Annotated in this window: 16 protein-coding genes; 7 read left to right on the top strand and 9 right to left on the bottom strand. The window is 59.5% G+C overall.

Annotation, left to right across the window (positions count from 1 at the left end; genetic code table 11):
• Positions 1-22: 22 nt before the first annotated feature.
• Together N7U68_RS08955 and N7U68_RS08950 are read left to right on the top strand one after the other, a co-directional pair.
• On the top strand, positions 23-1,291 hold the full coding sequence (locus tag N7U68_RS08955; RefSeq protein ID WP_263048884.1) for a M20/M25/M40 family metallo-hydrolase: 1,269 nt from the start codon (positions 23-25) through the stop codon (positions 1,289-1,291).
• Complete coding sequence (locus N7U68_RS08950; RefSeq protein WP_263048883.1) at positions 1,288-2,580, top strand: NAD(P)/FAD-dependent oxidoreductase; 1,293 nt, start codon at positions 1,288-1,290, stop codon at positions 2,578-2,580. The genes N7U68_RS08955 and N7U68_RS08950 overlap by 4 nt, the downstream gene beginning before the upstream one ends.
• Positions 2,581-2,584: 4 nt before the next feature.
• Here the strand turns inward: N7U68_RS08950 and N7U68_RS08945 are convergent, their stop codons facing one another.
• From N7U68_RS08945 to N7U68_RS08935, 3 genes are all read right to left on the bottom strand, one after another.
• Positions 2,585-3,739 carry a M24 family metallopeptidase gene (locus N7U68_RS08945; protein WP_263048882.1) on the bottom strand — a complete coding sequence of 385 codons (1,155 nt, stop codon included), beginning with the start codon at positions 3,737-3,739 and terminating at the stop codon, positions 2,585-2,587.
• Between the two features lie 80 nt (positions 3,740-3,819).
• Positions 3,820-4,854 (bottom strand): polyamine ABC transporter substrate-binding protein, encoded by a 1,035-nt coding sequence (locus tag N7U68_RS08940; RefSeq protein ID WP_165196268.1) that lies wholly within the window; start codon positions 4,852-4,854, stop codon positions 3,820-3,822.
• A gap of 57 nt (positions 4,855-4,911) precedes the next feature.
• Positions 4,912-5,925, bottom strand: a complete 1,014-nt coding sequence (locus N7U68_RS08935) for a dimethylarginine dimethylaminohydrolase family protein (protein ID WP_263048881.1) — start codon at positions 5,923-5,925, stop codon at positions 4,912-4,914.
• Positions 5,926-6,059: 134 nt separating this feature from the next.
• On the opposite strand from N7U68_RS08935, the gene N7U68_RS08930 reads away from it, so the two are divergent.
• The 3 genes from N7U68_RS08930 to N7U68_RS08920 all read left to right on the top strand — a co-directional run bounded on the left by N7U68_RS08930 (position 6,060) and on the right by N7U68_RS08920 (position 9,576).
• A complete protein-coding gene (locus N7U68_RS08930) occupies positions 6,060-6,956 on the top strand; it encodes a LysR substrate-binding domain-containing protein (RefSeq protein ID WP_263048880.1) in 897 nt (298 codons plus the stop codon).
• Between the two features lie 78 nt (positions 6,957-7,034).
• The gene (locus N7U68_RS08925; RefSeq protein WP_263048879.1) at positions 7,035-8,663 is read left to right on the top strand and encodes an amidohydrolase; all 1,629 of its coding nucleotides are present in this window, start codon (positions 7,035-7,037) and stop codon (positions 8,661-8,663) included.
• A gap of 1 nt (position 8,664) precedes the next feature.
• On the top strand, positions 8,665-9,576 hold the full coding sequence (locus N7U68_RS08920) for an arginase family protein (protein WP_263048878.1): 912 nt from the start codon (positions 8,665-8,667) through the stop codon (positions 9,574-9,576).
• Between the two features lie 45 nt (positions 9,577-9,621).
• Here N7U68_RS08920 and ychF read toward each other — a convergent pair whose 3' ends face one another.
• Together ychF and N7U68_RS08910 are read right to left on the bottom strand one after the other, a co-directional pair.
• Positions 9,622-10,719 (bottom strand): redox-regulated ATPase YchF, encoded by a 1,098-nt coding sequence (ychF, locus tag N7U68_RS08915; protein WP_165196276.1) that lies wholly within the window; start codon positions 10,717-10,719, stop codon positions 9,622-9,624.
• A 122-nt stretch (positions 10,720-10,841) separates the two neighbouring features.
• Positions 10,842-11,669 carry a PhzF family phenazine biosynthesis protein gene (locus N7U68_RS08910; protein WP_165196278.1) on the bottom strand — a complete coding sequence of 276 codons (828 nt, stop codon included), beginning with the start codon at positions 11,667-11,669 and terminating at the stop codon, positions 10,842-10,844.
• 179 nt (positions 11,670-11,848) lie between these two features.
• Between N7U68_RS08910 and trpA the strand changes: the two genes are divergently transcribed.
• Complete coding sequence (trpA, locus tag N7U68_RS08905; RefSeq protein ID WP_165196280.1) at positions 11,849-12,640, top strand: tryptophan synthase subunit alpha; 792 nt, start codon at positions 11,849-11,851, stop codon at positions 12,638-12,640.
• A gap of 6 nt (positions 12,641-12,646) precedes the next feature.
• Positions 12,647-13,102 (top strand): methylated-DNA--[protein]-cysteine S-methyltransferase, encoded by a 456-nt coding sequence (locus N7U68_RS08900; protein ID WP_165196282.1) that lies wholly within the window; start codon positions 12,647-12,649, stop codon positions 13,100-13,102.
• Between the two features lie 34 nt (positions 13,103-13,136).
• Here N7U68_RS08900 and N7U68_RS08895 read toward each other — a convergent pair whose 3' ends face one another.
• The 4 genes from N7U68_RS08895 to fsa all read right to left on the bottom strand — a co-directional run bounded on the left by N7U68_RS08895 (position 13,137) and on the right by fsa (position 16,401).
• Positions 13,137-13,832: a CDP-alcohol phosphatidyltransferase family protein gene (locus N7U68_RS08895; RefSeq protein WP_165196284.1), complete on the bottom strand. Its 696-nt coding sequence runs from the start codon at positions 13,830-13,832 to the stop codon at positions 13,137-13,139.
• A 58-nt stretch (positions 13,833-13,890) separates the two neighbouring features.
• Positions 13,891-14,805 carry a tyrosine recombinase XerC gene (locus N7U68_RS08890; RefSeq protein WP_165196286.1) on the bottom strand — a complete coding sequence of 305 codons (915 nt, stop codon included), beginning with the start codon at positions 14,803-14,805 and terminating at the stop codon, positions 13,891-13,893.
• Entirely contained in the window at positions 14,802-15,509 is a 708-nt protein-coding gene (locus N7U68_RS08885) for a DUF484 family protein (protein WP_263048877.1), read from the bottom strand. The genes N7U68_RS08890 and N7U68_RS08885 overlap by 4 nt, the downstream gene beginning before the upstream one ends.
• A gap of 238 nt (positions 15,510-15,747) precedes the next feature.
• Positions 15,748-16,401 carry a fructose-6-phosphate aldolase gene (fsa, locus tag N7U68_RS08880; RefSeq protein WP_165196290.1) on the bottom strand — a complete coding sequence of 218 codons (654 nt, stop codon included), beginning with the start codon at positions 16,399-16,401 and terminating at the stop codon, positions 15,748-15,750.
• Between the last annotated feature and the right edge of the window lie 87 nt (positions 16,402-16,488).

Raw genomic sequence — 16,488 nt, 5'->3', positions numbered from 1 at the left:
CGACCAACCGAAGAGGATCATCATGGCCGATACAAACATGGAAGGCCGCCAGCAGATTCTGCAGTGGCTGGATGAGGAACGCGATCAGATTGTCGCGTTGTTGCAGGCCTTCCTGCGTGCGCCATCCCCCAACCCGCCGGGCAACACATTGCAAGCGGCGCAGGTCGTACGCGATTATTTGACCAGCGAGGGGCTGGATCATCGCGTCATCGATCCGCACCCTGAAATGCCCAATATCGTCGCTGCCTTCGACGGGGGCGATGCCGGTCGGCATCTTGTTCTGAATGGCCACATCGACGTGTTCCCCGTACCCGAAAGCCATGCAGGCTGGACCCAAGACCCATGGGGCGGCGCCGAGAAGGACGGCAAGATTTTTGGCCGGGGCGCCTGTGATATGAAGCCGGGCACAACCGCGTCGATCATCACCTATTGCCTGCTGCATCGACTGCGTGACCGGATCAAGGGGCGGCTGACCCTCACTTGCGTTTCGGATGAAGAAACCTTTGGCCCGTGGGGGGCCCGATACCTGATGGAACATCATCCGGAAGTGCATGGCGATTGCCTGCTGAACGGTGAGCCGGGCGGGCCGGAATCCATCCGGTTCGGCGAACGTGGTCCGCTATGGGTAGAGTTCAGCGTGCGTGCCGAGGGCGCACATGGGGCCTATGTCCATATCACCGAAAGCGCCACCAAGAAGGCGATGGCCGTGGCGCGGGATCTGGAGAAATTGACCGAAATCGAGGGCGCGCCGCCACACAACGTGGCCAGCGCCATCGACGCGGGGCGCGAGACGATGGATCGGATGATGGGGCAGGGGGCCGGTGATCTGGTTTCGAACGTAACGCTGAACATCGGGCTGATTAAAGGGGGCGAGAAGGCCAATATGATCCCGTCCGAATGCAGCTTTACCGCTGATCTGCGGTTGCCCGTCGGGATGGAACATTCCGATCTGCTGCCGAAGATCGAAGAGATCGCCAGCCGCTATGATGAGGTAAGCTGGAAGGTGGTTGGCGGTGATGCGCCGTCATGGTGTGACCCTCATCACGAGATGGTTGGTATCCTGCAAAGAAACGTTGAGGCATTTGGGCGCCCACGTCCGACGCCAATCGTCAGCCTCGGGGGGACAGATGCGCGGCTCTGGCGGCATGCTGGTGTGCCGGCCTATGTCTATGGTCCGTATCCCTATGGCATGGGATCGCACGACGAGCATGTGGACATCGAGGAATTCTTGCACGTTGTGCGTACGCATGTCCTGTCGGCGTGGGATTATCTTTCTACCCCCGCGGGATGAGCGGCCTCATTCCACACCTGTCGTTGTGGGAGGCGACAGCCCGGCCTGCGCCGGAGTCCGTGCCGCTGGAGGGCACGACACAGGCTGACGTGGCGGTTATCGGTGGCGGATTCTGCGGCCTCTCTTGCGCATTGCGGCTGGCATCGGGCGGTGCCGATACGGTGTTGCTGGAAGCCGAAGCGCCGGGGTTCGGCGCATCCGGGCGCAACGGCGGGCAGCTCATTTCCGGATTCAAGGACGACCCGGAGACATTGATCGCGTTACACGGCCCCGAGCGGGGAGAGGCCATCGCCCGGTTGGGCGTCAGCGCCGGAGATATGGTGGCCGATCTGATCGCAGAACACCGTATCGACTGCGCCTTTCACCGACATGGCTGGATTCAGGCGATCCACACCGAGAGCGAGTTGCCGCGTCTGGAAAACCGTGCCCGTCAGATGCGCGCACGCGGCCAGAACGTGCAGATGCTGGACCGCACCGAGGTGGCGGCGCTGACAGGCACAGACATTTATGCGGGCGGATACCTGGATGCAGATGGGGGTGGTTTGAACCCCATGTCGTTGGCGCGGGGCATGACAGAGGCAGCGCAGGGTGCGGGGGCGCGCATCCATACGGATAGCCCTGCCACCGCGGTCACACGCGATGCAAAGGGCGGCTGGTGTATTACCACTCCGCGTGGAACGCTGCATGCAGCGCAGGTAGTGATGGCGACGGGCGTTTATTCTGGCGCAGTTACTCCGGCCTTGCAGCGCAGCGTCCTGCCAGTTCAATCCATTCAGATTGCCACTGCGCCGCTACCTCCGGATGTGCGCGGTACTCTGATGCCGGAGGGGCATGTGGTCAGCGACACGCGGCGGCTCTTGCTTTACTTTCGTGTGACTGAAGAGGGGCGGTTGGTTTTCGGGGGGCGCGGGGCACTGGGTGGCGAGGCAATCCGCGCGGGCCATGTGGACATGCTGGAGCGCACGATGCGGCGCAGCTTCCCGCAGATTACAGATGCGCCGGTCACACACCATTGGGCGGGGCAGGTCGATCTGACCGTGGACCGCCGCCTGCGAATCCATTGGGACGAGCATGGCCTCTGGTCGGTTATCGGCTTCAGCGGGCGGGGCGTTGCCATCGCACCGGCAGTGGGGCGCGCCGTAGCCGATGCGGTACTGGCGCAGAGCCCGCGCGATCTGCCGCTGCCGATCACGCCGGTACGCCCGGTGCCGTTTCACGCGCTGCGCAAACCGGCGATGTCCGTGGCGATCGGTATCTCGCGTCTGCGCGACCGGCTAGAAGGCCGATAGCGGGTTAGCGCACCACCAGTTCCAGCGGCGCGCGGCTCAACATTTCGGGACCATCCTCGCGCGTGACGATGGTATAGCCCGCAGACATTGCCAGATTGCGCGGGGCGTCAATCAGGATCGCATGCAGAAACAGGACCATTCCGGGGACGATGGGGGTGTCGTTGCCCGAATGGATCATCGGCGGCACATCCATCCAGGACGGTGAATAGGTTGCGCCTAGGGAATAGCCGCAGGCCGACATGCGCGCGTCCTCGAACCCTGCCTTGTCATAGATAGCACGATGAGCATCGTCGATCTGGCCGATCACGTTACCGACCTTTGCGGCCTCGGTCATCGCGGCCATGGCATCGCGCGTGGCGTCGAACATTTTGTGCTGTTGGTCGTTTGCGTGCCCGACAGTGATCGTGCGCATCAGACAGGCACAGTAATGCCGGTAGCTGCCTGCGTGTTCGATTGTCAGTTGGTCAACGTCGTCCAGATGGCGAAACCCCGTGGCGCTGCGGACCAGCAATGCCCGGTCGCCAGAACCCAAAACCGGCCCTGATGGGGCCAGATCGCCACCGCCCTCCAATATCGGTTTGATCCCGGCTGCAGCGATGTTACCTTCGAACACGCCCGGTCCAGAGGTCTCGATCATCGCGTCAAGCGAGGCATCGGCCAATTCGGCAGCGCGTCGCACATAGGTTATCTCTGCCTCGGTCTTGACCAGTCGCAACTCGCGCACCAGATGCGATGCGTCGGTCAGAGTACACCAGTCGTCGAACCGCTGCCGCAACCGTTGATGGTTGTCTCCGGTGAGGCCGAAACTGCGCAATTCCACGCCGACGCGTGCGCCCTTCAGGCCCTTTTCGTTCAGGATGTCGTGCAATGTGGCTGTCGGGTCAGCGCCCGGCGCATCGTACCACAGCCGAATGTCTTCGATGATAGAGGTGCGGCGCGCCTGTTCCAGATCGGGGCGGCGTGTCAGGAGCGTGATAGGTGTCTCGTCCAACGTCAGCACAGCGCATTGAAAAAAGACGAAGCCCTTTGTGTCGAACCCGGTCAGGTAAAAGTGGCTTTCCTGCGCAAAGATCAGCAGTGCATCCAGACCGTCCCGCTTCATGAGGCGTCGTGCGGCAGCGATCCTGTCGTCGAAATCTGAGCGATCGAAATGCAGCATCTTGTCACCTCATGTCTGCACCCCTGAGAAATAGGGGAAAGTGCAGGCGGACCAACGCGTGTTGGTCCGCCATTGTGTTGTTATTCTTGGATGAAGAAGTCGAATTCCTGTGTCAGGGTATCGAGATTTTCGGCCCAGTAGTTCGCATCCAGCACGAACCCCTTGGAGGCGTTGCTGGGGTGGCTTGGCAGGCCCTTTGCCACGTCTTCTGGTATGACACCCGTATCGAACGCATCAGCGTTTGCCGGTCCGTAGTTGATAAACAAGGCGATCCGTGCCTGCACTTCTGGACGGCTCATAATTTCGATGGCTTTCATCGCCAGTTCTTTGTTCTTGGCACCTTTCGGAATGATCCAGCAGTCGGTCAGCAGGATCTGCTCGTTAAAGGTGATGCTGACAGGTGCGCCTTGGTCGGCGATGGATTGCGCGCGCCCGTTCCAGACCAGCGCCATATCTACCTCTCCGTCCTGCAGAATCTGCGCCGACTGAGCGCCAGAACTCCACCAGACTGCGATTTCGTCCTTAAGCTCGCCGAGCTTTTTGAACGCGCGTTCGGTGTCCAGCGGGTACAACTCATCCATCGGGACGCCGTCGGCGATCAGGGCCGCTTCGAGGCTATAGACCGGATTGCGGCGCAGGCTGCGCGGACCGGGGAACGCTTCGGTGTCCCAGAAATCCATCCAGGTTTCAGGCTTCTTGTCAGGGAATTTCTCGTCGTTGCGTGCCAGCACCGCACCATAAACGAGGTTGGAGATCCAGCCCTTGCCTTTCATGTTGTCGGGAATTCCCTTAACGGCCAGAATCTCTGGATCGAGCATTTCGACGTTGCCCTCACGTTCGAGGATGGCGCAGCTGTAGTTCCCTTGCTGTGTCAAATCCCATGTAGGGCTGCCAGACGCCACCTGCACCCGGACATCAGCCGCACCCGAGGTGGTGTCTTCGATGATCTTGATGTTCAGTTCTTTTTCGACGACGTCAAACCAGGCCTTGCGCTGCGCCTCTTGGTAGGCACCGCCCCAGGACGCGACGGTGAGCGTATCCTGCGCCATCGCCATTGGCGCGGACAGGACAGCGGCCGCAGCGATGGCTGTTATTGCAATGCGATTGTTCCTCATAGTTATACTCCCTTGTTGATTCTGTTGATTTTGTTGAGGTTTCTTGAATTCGCCTGTTTAGACACTATCACGAACCAGCGGCGAAGTTGAGCAATGTATCCCCCCTCCGTTCAGCTGCACCTTGTCGTAAGGGGTGGTCACGATTTCGATGCCCTCACGCTCCAGCGCGGTATGCGTTTCATCTGATATGCCCTCTGGCATGATGACGCGCCCCGGTCGCACCGCCAGTCCGTTGACGATCCAGCGGTTGTCATGTTGGTTCATTTCGACAGTACGGATGCCCAGTTCCTTCAGGCGTTCCAGAAAGGTGAATGGCAGGCCCGGCGCCCAGACCAGCGCTACATCCGGGGCGACCATCAGGAAATGCCCATCAATGTGAATGTCGTAGCCACGCAGATCAACGGTGATCAGTTCAACGCCCATGTATTTCAAAACGTCAGCGATTTGTGCGATGCCTTCGTCGTTGATGCGAATGCCACGGCCAATCACGGCTGTCTGTGCATTGAGCCAGGCAAAGCTGCCGCCCTCGGCCATTGCCTGCCCATGCAGGGTACGCAGCACCGGAACGCCAGCATCCGCAAGGGCGCGTGTCACTGCTAGCTCCTCGCCATGCCGCATTCGCGGTGCCAGACGTGTCACGATGCAACCGCCTTTGACCGCGATGCATGAATCGCGCGTGTAAACTGATTTGAATCGCCCGTCGGTCACTCCGTCCAGATAGATCACTTCGGCGCCTTCGGCGCGCAGCAGATCGGCCAGCCCATCGTGTTGGGCCTGTAACTCGGACAGGTCAGGAATGGTGCTGCTCTGCCAATACCAGCCAGCATCGATATCGCCATAGCCGCCTGTGGCGGTGATGTGTTTTTGTCGGTCAATAACATCGAATTCGGTGCCCGGCCGGTGCATCAGCACCGCGCGCAGCTGGCCCACATCATTGTCGCAGCCCCAGTTCCTGCCCCAAAGCCGCGCCATGCGATCAGGGTCATGAAACGCAGGATCGGGTTCTGATCCGAACAGCTTGATCGTGGCGCTGTAAACGGTCGTATCTTTTTGAAGAATCTTTTCTGACATCCCGTTCCCGGTGGGTTTGTTGTAAGAAAAGGCTAGGCTGTGAAATTTTCGCGAGCAAGTGCATAAATTTTCGCCTAGAGTCGACTTTAATTCACGCTGCCATGTCGACAGGGCGCTAACGGAGTGCGAAAACCATGCGGAAACTGCCCCCCCTGAGTGCCTTGCGTGCGTTCGAGGCGGCAGGGCGTCATGGCACATTGAGTCTGGCGGCGCAGGAACTCTATGTGACGCATGGCGCTGTAAGCAAACAGGTCAAGGGACTAGAGCGTAGTTTGGGGGTGCAATTGACCCGGCGCACTGGGCGCGGGATTGAGCTGACACCGCAGGGGCGGCATATGCTGCCATACCTCACCAAGGCGTTTGATGACCTAGGGGCTGCGGTGCGTAGTGTTCACAGTGGCAGTTTCGAAGGATCGCTGATCATTTCCTGCATGCCCGGACTGGCTGCGACCTGGCTGATCCCTAAGCTTGCTCAGTTCATGGACGCCTATCCGAATATCGCCCTGACCGTTTTATCGGCTGTGCGCGCTCCGGGTTTGCATCAGGATATCACGGATCTGGAAATCCTGTATGGCCGCCCCGAATGGCCCGGCCGCCGGGTGCGATTGTTGCGGCAATTGGAAATTTTTCCCGTATGCAGCCCACAAGTAATGTCAGGGCCTGATCCTGTGCGCACATTAGACGATCTGAGTCGACATGTGCTGATTGACAATCCAACCGGAACGCATTGGCAGGAGTTTCTGCTGGCACAGGGTAAGGATACCACTGCTATTCGGCGCACCCTTCGATTTCAGGATTTCAACCACGAACTTTCTGCCGCGCGAGCGGGGCTGGGGATTGCTATCGGGGATGACCTGACCACGGGCGACGATTTGGCCGCAGGGCGATTGGTTCGGCCACTGCCCGAAATGGTCCGTCGTCAGAGCATGGCATACTACCTAGTAACCGCGCCGGAACGCGCGACATCAGCAGCGGCGGGCACCTTCATTGAATGGCTGGTGCAGGAAATGGAGCCGAGCCAAAACCAATGACCGTCGTAGAATGGTAGGCTTTCCAAACCGCAGATGTTGATGCAACATCGCGTCCAATCCACGCAGAGAGAGGTCAGAATGCAAACGCAATCGATAGATTACATTGTTATTGACGGACGGATCGCCACCATGACCGCACCCGGAGATTTTGTCGAATCTATCGCCATATCCGCCGGTCGCATTGTCGCGACAGGCAGTACAGCCGACATTCGCGCCCTCGCGCCCAATGCGCAAGTGATAGACTGTGGCGGGCGCTGTGTGATCCCGGGCTTTATTGACAGCCACTGCCATCCAGACATGCATGGTGCACGCTATGGTCGATGGTCGGACCTGTCGGAAGGCCCCCACGATATGGACGGCCTAATGACGCTGATCCGACAAAAGACCAAGGATCGACCGCAAGACGATTGGTTCGTCGGCTTTGGCTATGACGATCTGCGCATGGGTGGGTATCCGACGCGCGGGGCGCTAGATGCGGCGGCGGCAGATCGGCCAGTGTTCTTGTATCGGCGCGATGGGCATCTAGGGGTGGCAAACAGCGCAGCCCTGAAAATCGTCGGCTTTGATCGCAACAGCATTGACCCCCCGTTTGGACGGCTGGACCGCGACCCAAAGACCGGAGAATTGACCGGCCTTCTGCGCGAAACGGCTGCACATGCGATTGTCAATCATTGCCAGCGCGACTTCAAAACTGAGGATTTCATGGCCGGGCTGGGCCGCGTTTTCGAAAACTTCGCCAGTTACGGCATCACTTCTGTCCACAATAGCCTGTGTTCAACCCATGGCATCGCCGCTTATCAGCGGATGCGCGATGCAGGCGATCTGCATATGCGCGTGGGTCTGTTGGCCAGCGGGAGAGAGGACGACCTGATCGAGGCGATCATCCGCTCGGGATGGCGAACGGGGTTTGGCGATGAATGGGTTCGCTTGACTGGCGTGGAATGGTGTCCGGATTGCTCTACCAGCGGACGCACTGCGGCCTATTATGACCCCTATATCGGGCCAAAGGTTCTGGGGGAACCGGACGACAATCGCGGTATGCTGCTATACGAGGCCGGGGATTTCAACGAAAAGGTGCTTAGGGCGCATCGCGCCGGGCTTCTCGTGGGGGCTGACGGGGTCGGAGATCGCGGGATAGACTTTGTTTTGGACGGGTTCGAACACGCGTTGACCCAACACCCGACCAACGATCATCGGATGCGGGTCGAGCATTGCTGCAATGTGACCCCCGCCATTCTGAAGCGGTTGCAGCGATTGAAGGTCATCTGCTCGTCGGCAACCGGCTTTGCCTATGATCTGGGGGACGCCTATATCCGCAATCGTGGGGCCGAAGCGATGCGCCACATGTGGCCGCACCGTACCATGATAGATGCTGGCGTCATTGCGCCGGGACATTCAGATGCGCCGGTATGTCATCCCAACCCTATGCGCGGCATCCATTCGATGGTCAACCGCCGCACAGCAAGCGGTGCCGATCTGGGCGACCAAGAGGCGGTCACCGTCTATGAAGCCTTGCAGGCCTATACGGTTTTGGGCGCATGGGCAGGAAAAGAGGAGCATATAAAAGGGACCCTTGCCCCCGGCATGTTGGCGGATTTTGCGATACTGGAAGAGGATATCTTTTCCATGCCTCCAGAACGGCTGGATGAGTTGCGGGTCGCGGAAACCTATATTGGCGGACGCTGCATATTTTCGCGGGATGATTGATATGACACATCCTTTTCGTGCTCCGCTGAGCTTTATGGGGGTGCCGCATGTCACCGACCCCGGTGCGGCACGGGGCGTCATATTGGGATTACCCTTTGATTGCGGTGCACATCCGACACGTGTTGGGGCGCGGCTGGGGCCATTTTCAATCCGCGAACAGTCGCTGTTGCTGCGACCATGGGATGGGGACAGCGGGATAAATCCGCTGGAACAGCTCGGGTTGGTTGATCTGGGAGACGCCTCTGTGACACCGGGGGACGTAGATGGCGCAATGGGCATTATCGAGGCAGCGATGGATATAGCCCTGAGCGGAGGCGCGTTGCCCATCGCTCTTGGGGGGGACGGTGCCATCGCTTTGCCGCAGATGCGCGCGCTGGCCCGGCGGTACCCGGAGCTTTGTGTGGTGCATCTGGATGCGCATACAGACGCCTATCCCATTGACGGGTTGAACAATGCCACACCGTTCGCCAGAGCATTCGAAGAAGGTTTGATCGATCCGCGCGGGTCGATTCACATCGGCACACGGCGCAGCCATATGGTGCCGGGCGTCTACGATTACGGTCGACAACTGGGTTATGGCATTATCGGCATGGACCAGTTGATCAAAGACGGGATCGACGCGACCATGGGTCAGGTGCGTGACAGGATTGACGGTCGACCGGTCTATTTGTGCTTTGACATGGACTTTTTCGATCCAGCGGTGGCGCCGGGCGTCTGTACGCCCGCTTGGGGCGGCGCTTCCGCGCGCGAGGGGTTCGCTGTGCTTCAGGCGTTGGCTGGGTTGAACGTTGTCTCGGTCGACATAAACACGATCAGCCCACCGCACGATGTCGGTGGTATGTCGGCCTTTCTGGCCGCGACGCTGGCTTTTGAAACACTGGTTATGGCGGCCTGCGGTAAGTTCGCGCTCTGAGAACGCGCCCTTTCTGGTCGGCTACCGGGGTGCTCGAAATGCTTGTCAGGTATTGAACAAGAAGTGCAGAACATCGCCATCCTTGACGATATAGCTTTTGCCTTCTGCACGCATCTTGCCGGCCTCTTTGGCCGGTTGTTCGCCGCCCAGCGAGATGAAATCGTCATAGGCAATCGTTTCGGCGCGGATGAAGCCCTTTTCAAAGTCGCCGTGGATCACGCCTGCCGCCTTGGGAGCCGACGTACCGGATTTAATCGTCCAGGCGCGCGCCTCTTTGGGACCAACGGTAAAATAGGTCTCAAGGTGCAACAATTCATACCCCGCGCGGATCAAGCGATCCAGCCCGGCCTCGTGCAGGCCCATCTCTTCGAGGAACATCTGCGCCTCCTCCAGATCGAGCTGGCTGATTTCCTCTTCGATCTGGGCGCTGATAATCACATGGGCGTTGCCTTCTGCCGCGGCCATTTCGGCAACCTTGGCAGAGAGGTCATTGCCGTCCGCCGCATCGCCTTCGCCGACGTTGCAGACATACAGGACCGGTTTCGTGGTCAGTAGCTGAAGCAGTTTCCAAGCGCGAATGTCTTCGTCGTCGACTTCGACAGTGCGCGCAGGCTTGCCATCCTCTAGTGCGGCCAGAGCAGCGCGCAGCAGACGTTCCTGCTGCACGGCTTCCTTGTCGCCGCCGCGTACCTTGCGCACGATGTTTTGCAGGCGTTTTTCGATGCTTTCGATGTCGGCCAACATTAGCTCGGTCTCGATCGTTTCGGCGTCGGCCACGGGATCAATGCGGTTTTCCACATGGGTGACGTCGCCATCCTCAAAGCAGCGCAACACATGGGCGATGGCGTCCACCTCACGGATGTTCGCAAGGAATTGGTTGCCAAGTCCTTCACCCTTGCTGGCACCCTTTACCAGCCCGGCAATGTCCACAAAGGTCATCCGGGTGGGGATGATCTGTTTGCTGCCTGCGATTCCCGCCAGTTTATCCAGCCGGGCGTCGGGCACGGCAACGTCGCCTACGTTGGGCTCGATCGTGCAAAACGGAAAGTTTGCGGCCTGCGCGGCAGCGGTGCGCGTCAGCGCGTTAAAAAGCGTTGATTTACCGACGTTCGGCAGACCCACGATTCCCATTTTAAAGCCCATAACGCACCTCTTATGACAGCAGCGCCGCTTCTATGGGTTGGCGCGGGCGGGCGCAAGGGTGGGGGCGCATTGCAGCCGCAAAAGCCGCAGATGTAGGCCGCAGTTCAGCCCGGCATACGGCGCTAGCCCAACAAGCGCGTCAAACCTGCGACCTCGACCGGCGCGCCGGAACCTGCGCACGCTGCTACATGCAGGCGCGATGGCATACCCATGCCCACGCCTTGTATGACTTCGAACAGGTCCGCATGTACGCCGCTGTCACGCAGATAGCCCGCCAATGCAGCCGCAGCCGCCCCGGTTGCGGGGTCCTCGTAGACGCCGTGCCCGGCAAAGGCATTTCGGGCATGGATGAGATCCGCGCGTTCGCGCCAGATCAGGTCTACCGTGACCAATCCGTGCTGCTGCATCAATGCAGCGCCAGCGTCAAAGTCATAGGCCATGTCCTGCAGTAACGCAGCATGTGCGAGTGGCAAAATCAGATGCTCTGCCCCGCCATTGGCCAGCACAGGCGGCAGATCAGGAGCCAGATCACCGATTTTCAGCCCGAATAGCGTGCAAAACGCAGCAAGAGTTTGATCAGAGACAGCGCGATAGGATGTCGGCGGCGAGGTCAGCCGCGCACCCCAAGCGCCAGCGTCCTCATAGGCAAGGACCGAAATCATCGCCTCGTTCAGTGTCAGATCATATGCCCCCGCCCCATAGGCCGCCCCCAGAGCCGCGCCAAGCGCGATGGTGGCATGTCCACAGAACGGCACTTCGGCCTCGGGCGCAAAGTAACGAACCCGAAACCCGTCACCCTGAGGCGCGGCAAAGGCGGTCTCGGAGAATCCGACTTCGGCGGCGATACGTTGCATTTCGTCGTCAGGCGGGAGAACTGCCGCGATTAAAACGCCTGCCGGGTTTCCACCAGCGCCATCAAGCGTGAAGGAGGCGATTTTCTGAACGGTCATTGGATTGTCCTTTGCGGCGCAGACAGGAAGTTTGCCGCGCATGTGCTGGCGGCGCAAATGCGCATTTGTGATCGCCTGCATCAGCCTCGGCGATGCACCCTACGGAAAATCACCTGTGCGCCATTGATTTTCGCGTCACAAAGCCGCAAAGGAGAGGCAGCATGCAAGAGGGGATGCCAATGTCCAGGATCGACACTAAATTCGCAGAACTGAAAGCCGCGGGCAAGAAAGCTTTCGTGTCGTATGTCATGGCAGGTGATCCCGATTACGACACTTCTCTGGAGGTAATCAAAGGCCTGCCCGGCGCAGGTGTTGATATCATCGAGCTGGGCTTGCCCTTTACCGATCCGATGGCGGATGGCCCGACAATCCAGTTAGCCGGTCAGCGTGCCTTGGGCGGCGGGATGACATTGCAGCGCACCCTCGATATGGCGGCAGAGTTTCGCAAGGGTGATGACACGACGCCCATCGTCCTGATGGGGTATTATAACCCGATCTACAGTCGCGGCGTGGACAAGTTTCTGAGCGATGCGCGCGAGGCTGGAATTGACGGGCTGATCGTGGTTGATCTGCCGCCCGAAGAGGATGACGAACTGTGCATTCCCGCCCAAGCCGCCGGGTTGAACTTTATCCGGCTGGCCACCCCCACGACGGATGACAAACGTCTGCCCAAGGTGTTGGAGAACACGTCGGGCTTTGTGTATTACGTCTCGATCACCGGGATTACCGGTGCGGCGGCCCCCGAGGCAGGTGACGTGGCGCCCGAAGTGGCCCGGATCAAGGCACAGACCGATCTGCCGGTTATCGTCGGCTTTGGTATCCGCACGCCCGAAACCTCTAAGGCGATCGCCAGTATTGCAGATGGCGCGGTGGTCGGGTCGGCGATCGTCGCCAAAATGGCCGATGGGAACAGCCCGGCTGAGGTTCTGGAGTTCGTCAAAGGACTGGCAGACGGCGCGCATTCGGCCTGATCTGCGATGCCTGCGGTCACGTTTTCCACGCCTATTGGTCCTATGACCGTCGTCAGCGAAAATGCAGACATCACTGCAATTGATTGGCGGCGGACCAACGCCAGTGACAGCACGCCGGAACTGGAAGAGGCGCGACGCCAGATAACGGCGTATTTTGACGGAACACTGACGGTATTCGATCTGCCGCTGCGCGTAGGCGGCACCGATTTCCAGCGCGACGTGTGCGATCAGATCTCAGCGATCCCTTACGGTGAAACACGCACCTACGGCGAGATCGCATCGGCGTTAGGCGTGCCCGCGCAGGCGGTGGGTAGCGGCTGTGGCGGGAATCCGATCCCCGTGATCATACCCTGCCATCGTGTTTTGGGTGCCAATGGGCTTGGCGGGTTTTCGGCGCGCGGAGGGGTGGAAACCAAAGTGTGGCTGCTAAAGCACGAGGGTGCCGCTGGGTTATTGATCTAGCAGCATGCGCCGTTCGATACGAGCCGTCGCTTACTTAGCTTTGTCGTGCCGGAATGATCTGTTGTGCGATCCCGGCGCATAGTAGGTAGATCGAGGTTACAACCAGCCCCCAATGCGCCCAGCTCTCAGGATGAAAATCGACCCACGCGGCCCAGCCCGCAAAGAATGTCCAGGCAAAGCACATTGGCAATGATACAGCCCGCCAACGCTCGGTCCGCACCGGATGTACGAATTTCAGTGGCAGGAACATGCCCACTGCCAGCACGGAGACCAAGGCCAGACTGAACCAGAAATTCGGCTCGGTCGCGAACAGCACCAGCACAACCATGTTCCAGCAACCCGGAAAGCCGGCAAATGAGTTGTCCTTGGTCTTCATCCCGCGATCACAGAAATACATCGCGCTGGCAAAGGTGATGAGGATGATCGCCACCCAACCCGTCCAACCCGGGAGCAACCCGGATTTGAACAGGGCAAAGGCCGGGATGAACGTATAGGTGATGTAGTCGATGATCATATCGAGCAGATTGCCGTCAAAGCGCGGTGCGTTCGTATTCACATCGTATTTACGCGCCAGCGGGCCATCGGCACCGTCCACCGCAAATGCGACAACGAGCCAGAGAAACATCAGGCTCCATTTCTCGTCGGCGGCGGCCAGCATTGCGAGCATGGCAAAGACGGCACCGGTCGCTGTCAGCAGATGCACGGACAGGGCTTTGATTTCTTTTGTCATGGCCGCTTCATGGCGCAAAACTGGATGCGGTGCAATCCAGCACTGAGATGCCGTTCAGTCACGCCTTGGGGTGCGCGCGCTGGTAAACTTCCATCAGCCGTGCGGTCTCGACCCCGGTGTAGGCTTGGGTGGTCGACAGGGACGCATGTCCCAGTAGTTCCTGAATTGCACGCAGATCGCCACCAGCATTCAGCAGATGCGTGGCAAAGCTGTGCCGCATGGCGTGTGGGGTCGCGGTGGCGGGCAGGCCCAGCTGCATGCGCGCCTGCGCCATCACCTTTTGTACGATGCGTGGCGACAGCTTACCGCCTCGTGCGCCAAGGAAAAGCGGCGTGTCCGGTTCTATCGGATAAGGGCAGAGGCGCGAATAGGCCGCGACGGCGGCGCGTGCGGCGGGCAATACAGGTACGACGCGCTCCTTGCCGCCCTTGCCGATGATGCGCAGCGCCTCGCCCAGCGGTATGTTAGCGCCGGTCAGCGACAATGCCTCTGATATCCGTAAACCACAGCCGTAGAGCAGGGTAATGACGGCCTGATCACGGATGCTGATCCATGGTGTTTGCGATTGCATATCCACCGTGTCGATGACCGCACGGGCGGCGTCCTCGCTCAATGGGCGGGGCAGTTTGCGCTGAAACTTGGGCGAGCGGGTCGCAAGAACCGCGGTCGGCTCGAACCCTTCACGCTCGCTCAGCCAACGATAGAAGGATTTCACCGCCGATAGTTTTCGTGCCAGACTGCGAGGGCCGACATCGTCGCTGCGGGTATGCGCCATCCATGCCCGCATATCACTCACACCGATCTGGGCAAGTGGACGCAGGCCTTGAGGCTCTGCTTTGTGCTGGGTCATGAAGGTCAGAAAATCGGATACATCGCGCGTGTAGGCCGTGATGGTATTCTCTGCCGCACCTTTGAGCGCGCGTTCCGTGGCCAACCAGCTTTGCAACGCATCGCGGGCGGCGGGCGATATCATGCCAGCCAGCGGCGCATGCTGCGCTCAAACACGCCGGCAAAGAAGGTCAGAAGGTCAGTGCCCTGCTGCTGGCTGAACTGATGCGGATCTTCGGCCCCCATAACCAACATGCCCGGCAGCCGGTCTTCTCCGAAATCGAGCCGCAGACACGCCTCGGAGCGGATGTACCCGGCCTCCTCCCCATAAAGGCGGTTGTCGCTGTCGTTGACTTGGCGCAGCGTAACCTGACGCTGCGGTGCGCCGCGCCCGCCAGTCAGATAACGCTCGATAAAGCCCGGTTCTGCCACGCTCAGCACATCGCCCAGCCGTTTAACAGCCGGGTCTTCGTCGTTTTGTACCGATTCCAGCACCAGTCGGATCGCGTCGACGCGCAGGATATGAGCCACCTCGCCCCCCAGATCGCGCAGGAAAGTCTCGAACTCGCCGGGGTCAAGCATACGCAGAATCGCGCGGTGGACCTGATTCGTACCCGCCAGATTGTCATAGGCTGCGGCGATCACACTGCGATGGGTATCCTCTAGCCGATCCAGCCGCGCCTCCAGCCGGTCCATCGCAATACCGCGCAGATCGACGATATTGCTACCCATTGCGCGCTCGTTCGCGGCAATGAGGGCGCGCATAAGATCCTGATCTTCCAGAATAACATCTGGTTGGCTAATGATCCGCTCGCGCAGAGTGTCGTCGATCCTAGTGCTGCTGCTCATGCTCGTCTCGTTTTTTGGTTTTGCGGTGGTATAGCATGGCGTTGCGGGGAAATCTTCATCTGAATTCAGGAACGCGGCAAAATTTACGATCTGGGTTTAGGGTCTGCACATACGCGGGCATTAATGCCGCCCGGTTTTTCTTCTTGCAGAAATATCCTCGGGGGTCTGGGGGTAAAACCCCCAGCCCGTCGCCACGCAGCGCGCGGCGAAACATTTTGCGATATGCTGCCGAGTGGGTTTAAACGATCTTCTGACCCGTCTTGGCCCAGTCCTTCATGAACGCGTCCAGTCCGGCATCGGTCAGCGGATGCTCTGCCATCTTCTTGATCACGGCAGGCGGCGCAGTCATCACGTCCGATCCAATCATCGCCGCCTGATATGCGTGGTTCACCGAACGGATCGAGGCGGCCAGAATCTGGGTGTCATAGCCGTAGTTGTCATAGATCTGGCGGATATCCGAAATCAACTCCATCCCATCAAGGTTGATGTCATCCAGTCGACCGATGAACGGGCTGATGAACGTGGCCCCGGCCTTGGCCGCCAACAGCGCCTGATTGGCCGAGAAGCAGAGTGTGACATTAACCATGTTGCCCTCGTTCGACAGCACGTTGCATGCCTTCAGGCCCGCCCAAGTCAGCGGCACTTTCACCGCAATATTGTCCGCGATCTTGGCCAGCTTACGACCTTCTTCGATCATCGCATCGGCCTCTAACGCCACCACTTCTGCGCTGACGGGGCCATCCACCATCTCGGCGATTTCTTTGGTGACTTCGATGATGTCGCGGCCTGATTTCATAATCAGCGACGGGTTCGTGGTAACCCCGTCCACCATGCCAAGGTCGTTCAACTCGGCAATCTGATCGACTTCTGCGGTATCGACGAAAAATTTCATTGGCTTGCCCTCTCTGGCGGGATTGGAGTTTGTTGGCTCCTCCATTACCTCATAGACTGACCTGCCGAAACCCTTTTCCCGGAGCCT

Origin of the sequence: Roseovarius pelagicus, assembly GCF_025639885.1 — a bacterium.
Taxonomy (GTDB): Bacteria; Pseudomonadota; Alphaproteobacteria; order Rhodobacterales; family Rhodobacteraceae; genus Roseovarius; species Roseovarius pelagicus.
This window is presented reverse-complemented; position numbering and strand designations above follow the sequence as displayed.

Bases quoted from the DNA above. Each gene is read 5' to 3' on its own strand.
- ychF (WP_165196276.1), bottom strand. From the start codon at position 10,719: ATGGGCTTTAAAATGGGAATCGTGGGTCTGCCGAACGTCGGTAAATCA.
- N7U68_RS08910 (WP_165196278.1), bottom strand. From the start codon at position 11,669: ATGACCGTTCAGAAAATCGCCTCCTTCACGCTTGATGGCGCTGGTGGA.
- N7U68_RS08940 (WP_165196268.1), bottom strand. From the start codon at position 4,854: ATGAGGAACAATCGCATTGCAATAACAGCCATCGCTGCGGCCGCTGTC.
- N7U68_RS08890 (WP_165196286.1), bottom strand. From the start codon at position 14,805: ATGATATCGCCCGCCGCCCGCGATGCGTTGCAAAGCTGGTTGGCCACG.
- fsa (WP_165196290.1), bottom strand. From the start codon at position 16,401: ATGAAATTTTTCGTCGATACCGCAGAAGTCGATCAGATTGCCGAGTTG.
- N7U68_RS08930 (WP_263048880.1), top strand. From the start codon at position 6,060: ATGCGGAAACTGCCCCCCCTGAGTGCCTTGCGTGCGTTCGAGGCGGCA.
- N7U68_RS08925 (WP_263048879.1), top strand. From the start codon at position 7,035: ATGCAAACGCAATCGATAGATTACATTGTTATTGACGGACGGATCGCC.
- N7U68_RS08885 (WP_263048877.1), bottom strand. From the start codon at position 15,509: ATGAGCAGCAGCACTAGGATCGACGACACTCTGCGCGAGCGGATCATT.
- N7U68_RS08895 (WP_165196284.1), bottom strand. From the start codon at position 13,832: ATGACAAAAGAAATCAAAGCCCTGTCCGTGCATCTGCTGACAGCGACC.
- N7U68_RS08935 (WP_263048881.1), bottom strand. From the start codon at position 5,925: ATGTCAGAAAAGATTCTTCAAAAAGATACGACCGTTTACAGCGCCACG.
- trpA (WP_165196280.1), top strand. From the start codon at position 11,849: ATGTCCAGGATCGACACTAAATTCGCAGAACTGAAAGCCGCGGGCAAG.
- N7U68_RS08920 (WP_263048878.1), top strand. From the start codon at position 8,665: ATGACACATCCTTTTCGTGCTCCGCTGAGCTTTATGGGGGTGCCGCAT.
- N7U68_RS08955 (WP_263048884.1), top strand. From the start codon at position 23: ATGGCCGATACAAACATGGAAGGCCGCCAGCAGATTCTGCAGTGGCTG.
- N7U68_RS08950 (WP_263048883.1), top strand. From the start codon at position 1,288: ATGAGCGGCCTCATTCCACACCTGTCGTTGTGGGAGGCGACAGCCCGG.
- N7U68_RS08900 (WP_165196282.1), top strand. From the start codon at position 12,647: ATGCCTGCGGTCACGTTTTCCACGCCTATTGGTCCTATGACCGTCGTC.
- N7U68_RS08945 (WP_263048882.1), bottom strand. From the start codon at position 3,739: ATGCTGCATTTCGATCGCTCAGATTTCGACGACAGGATCGCTGCCGCA.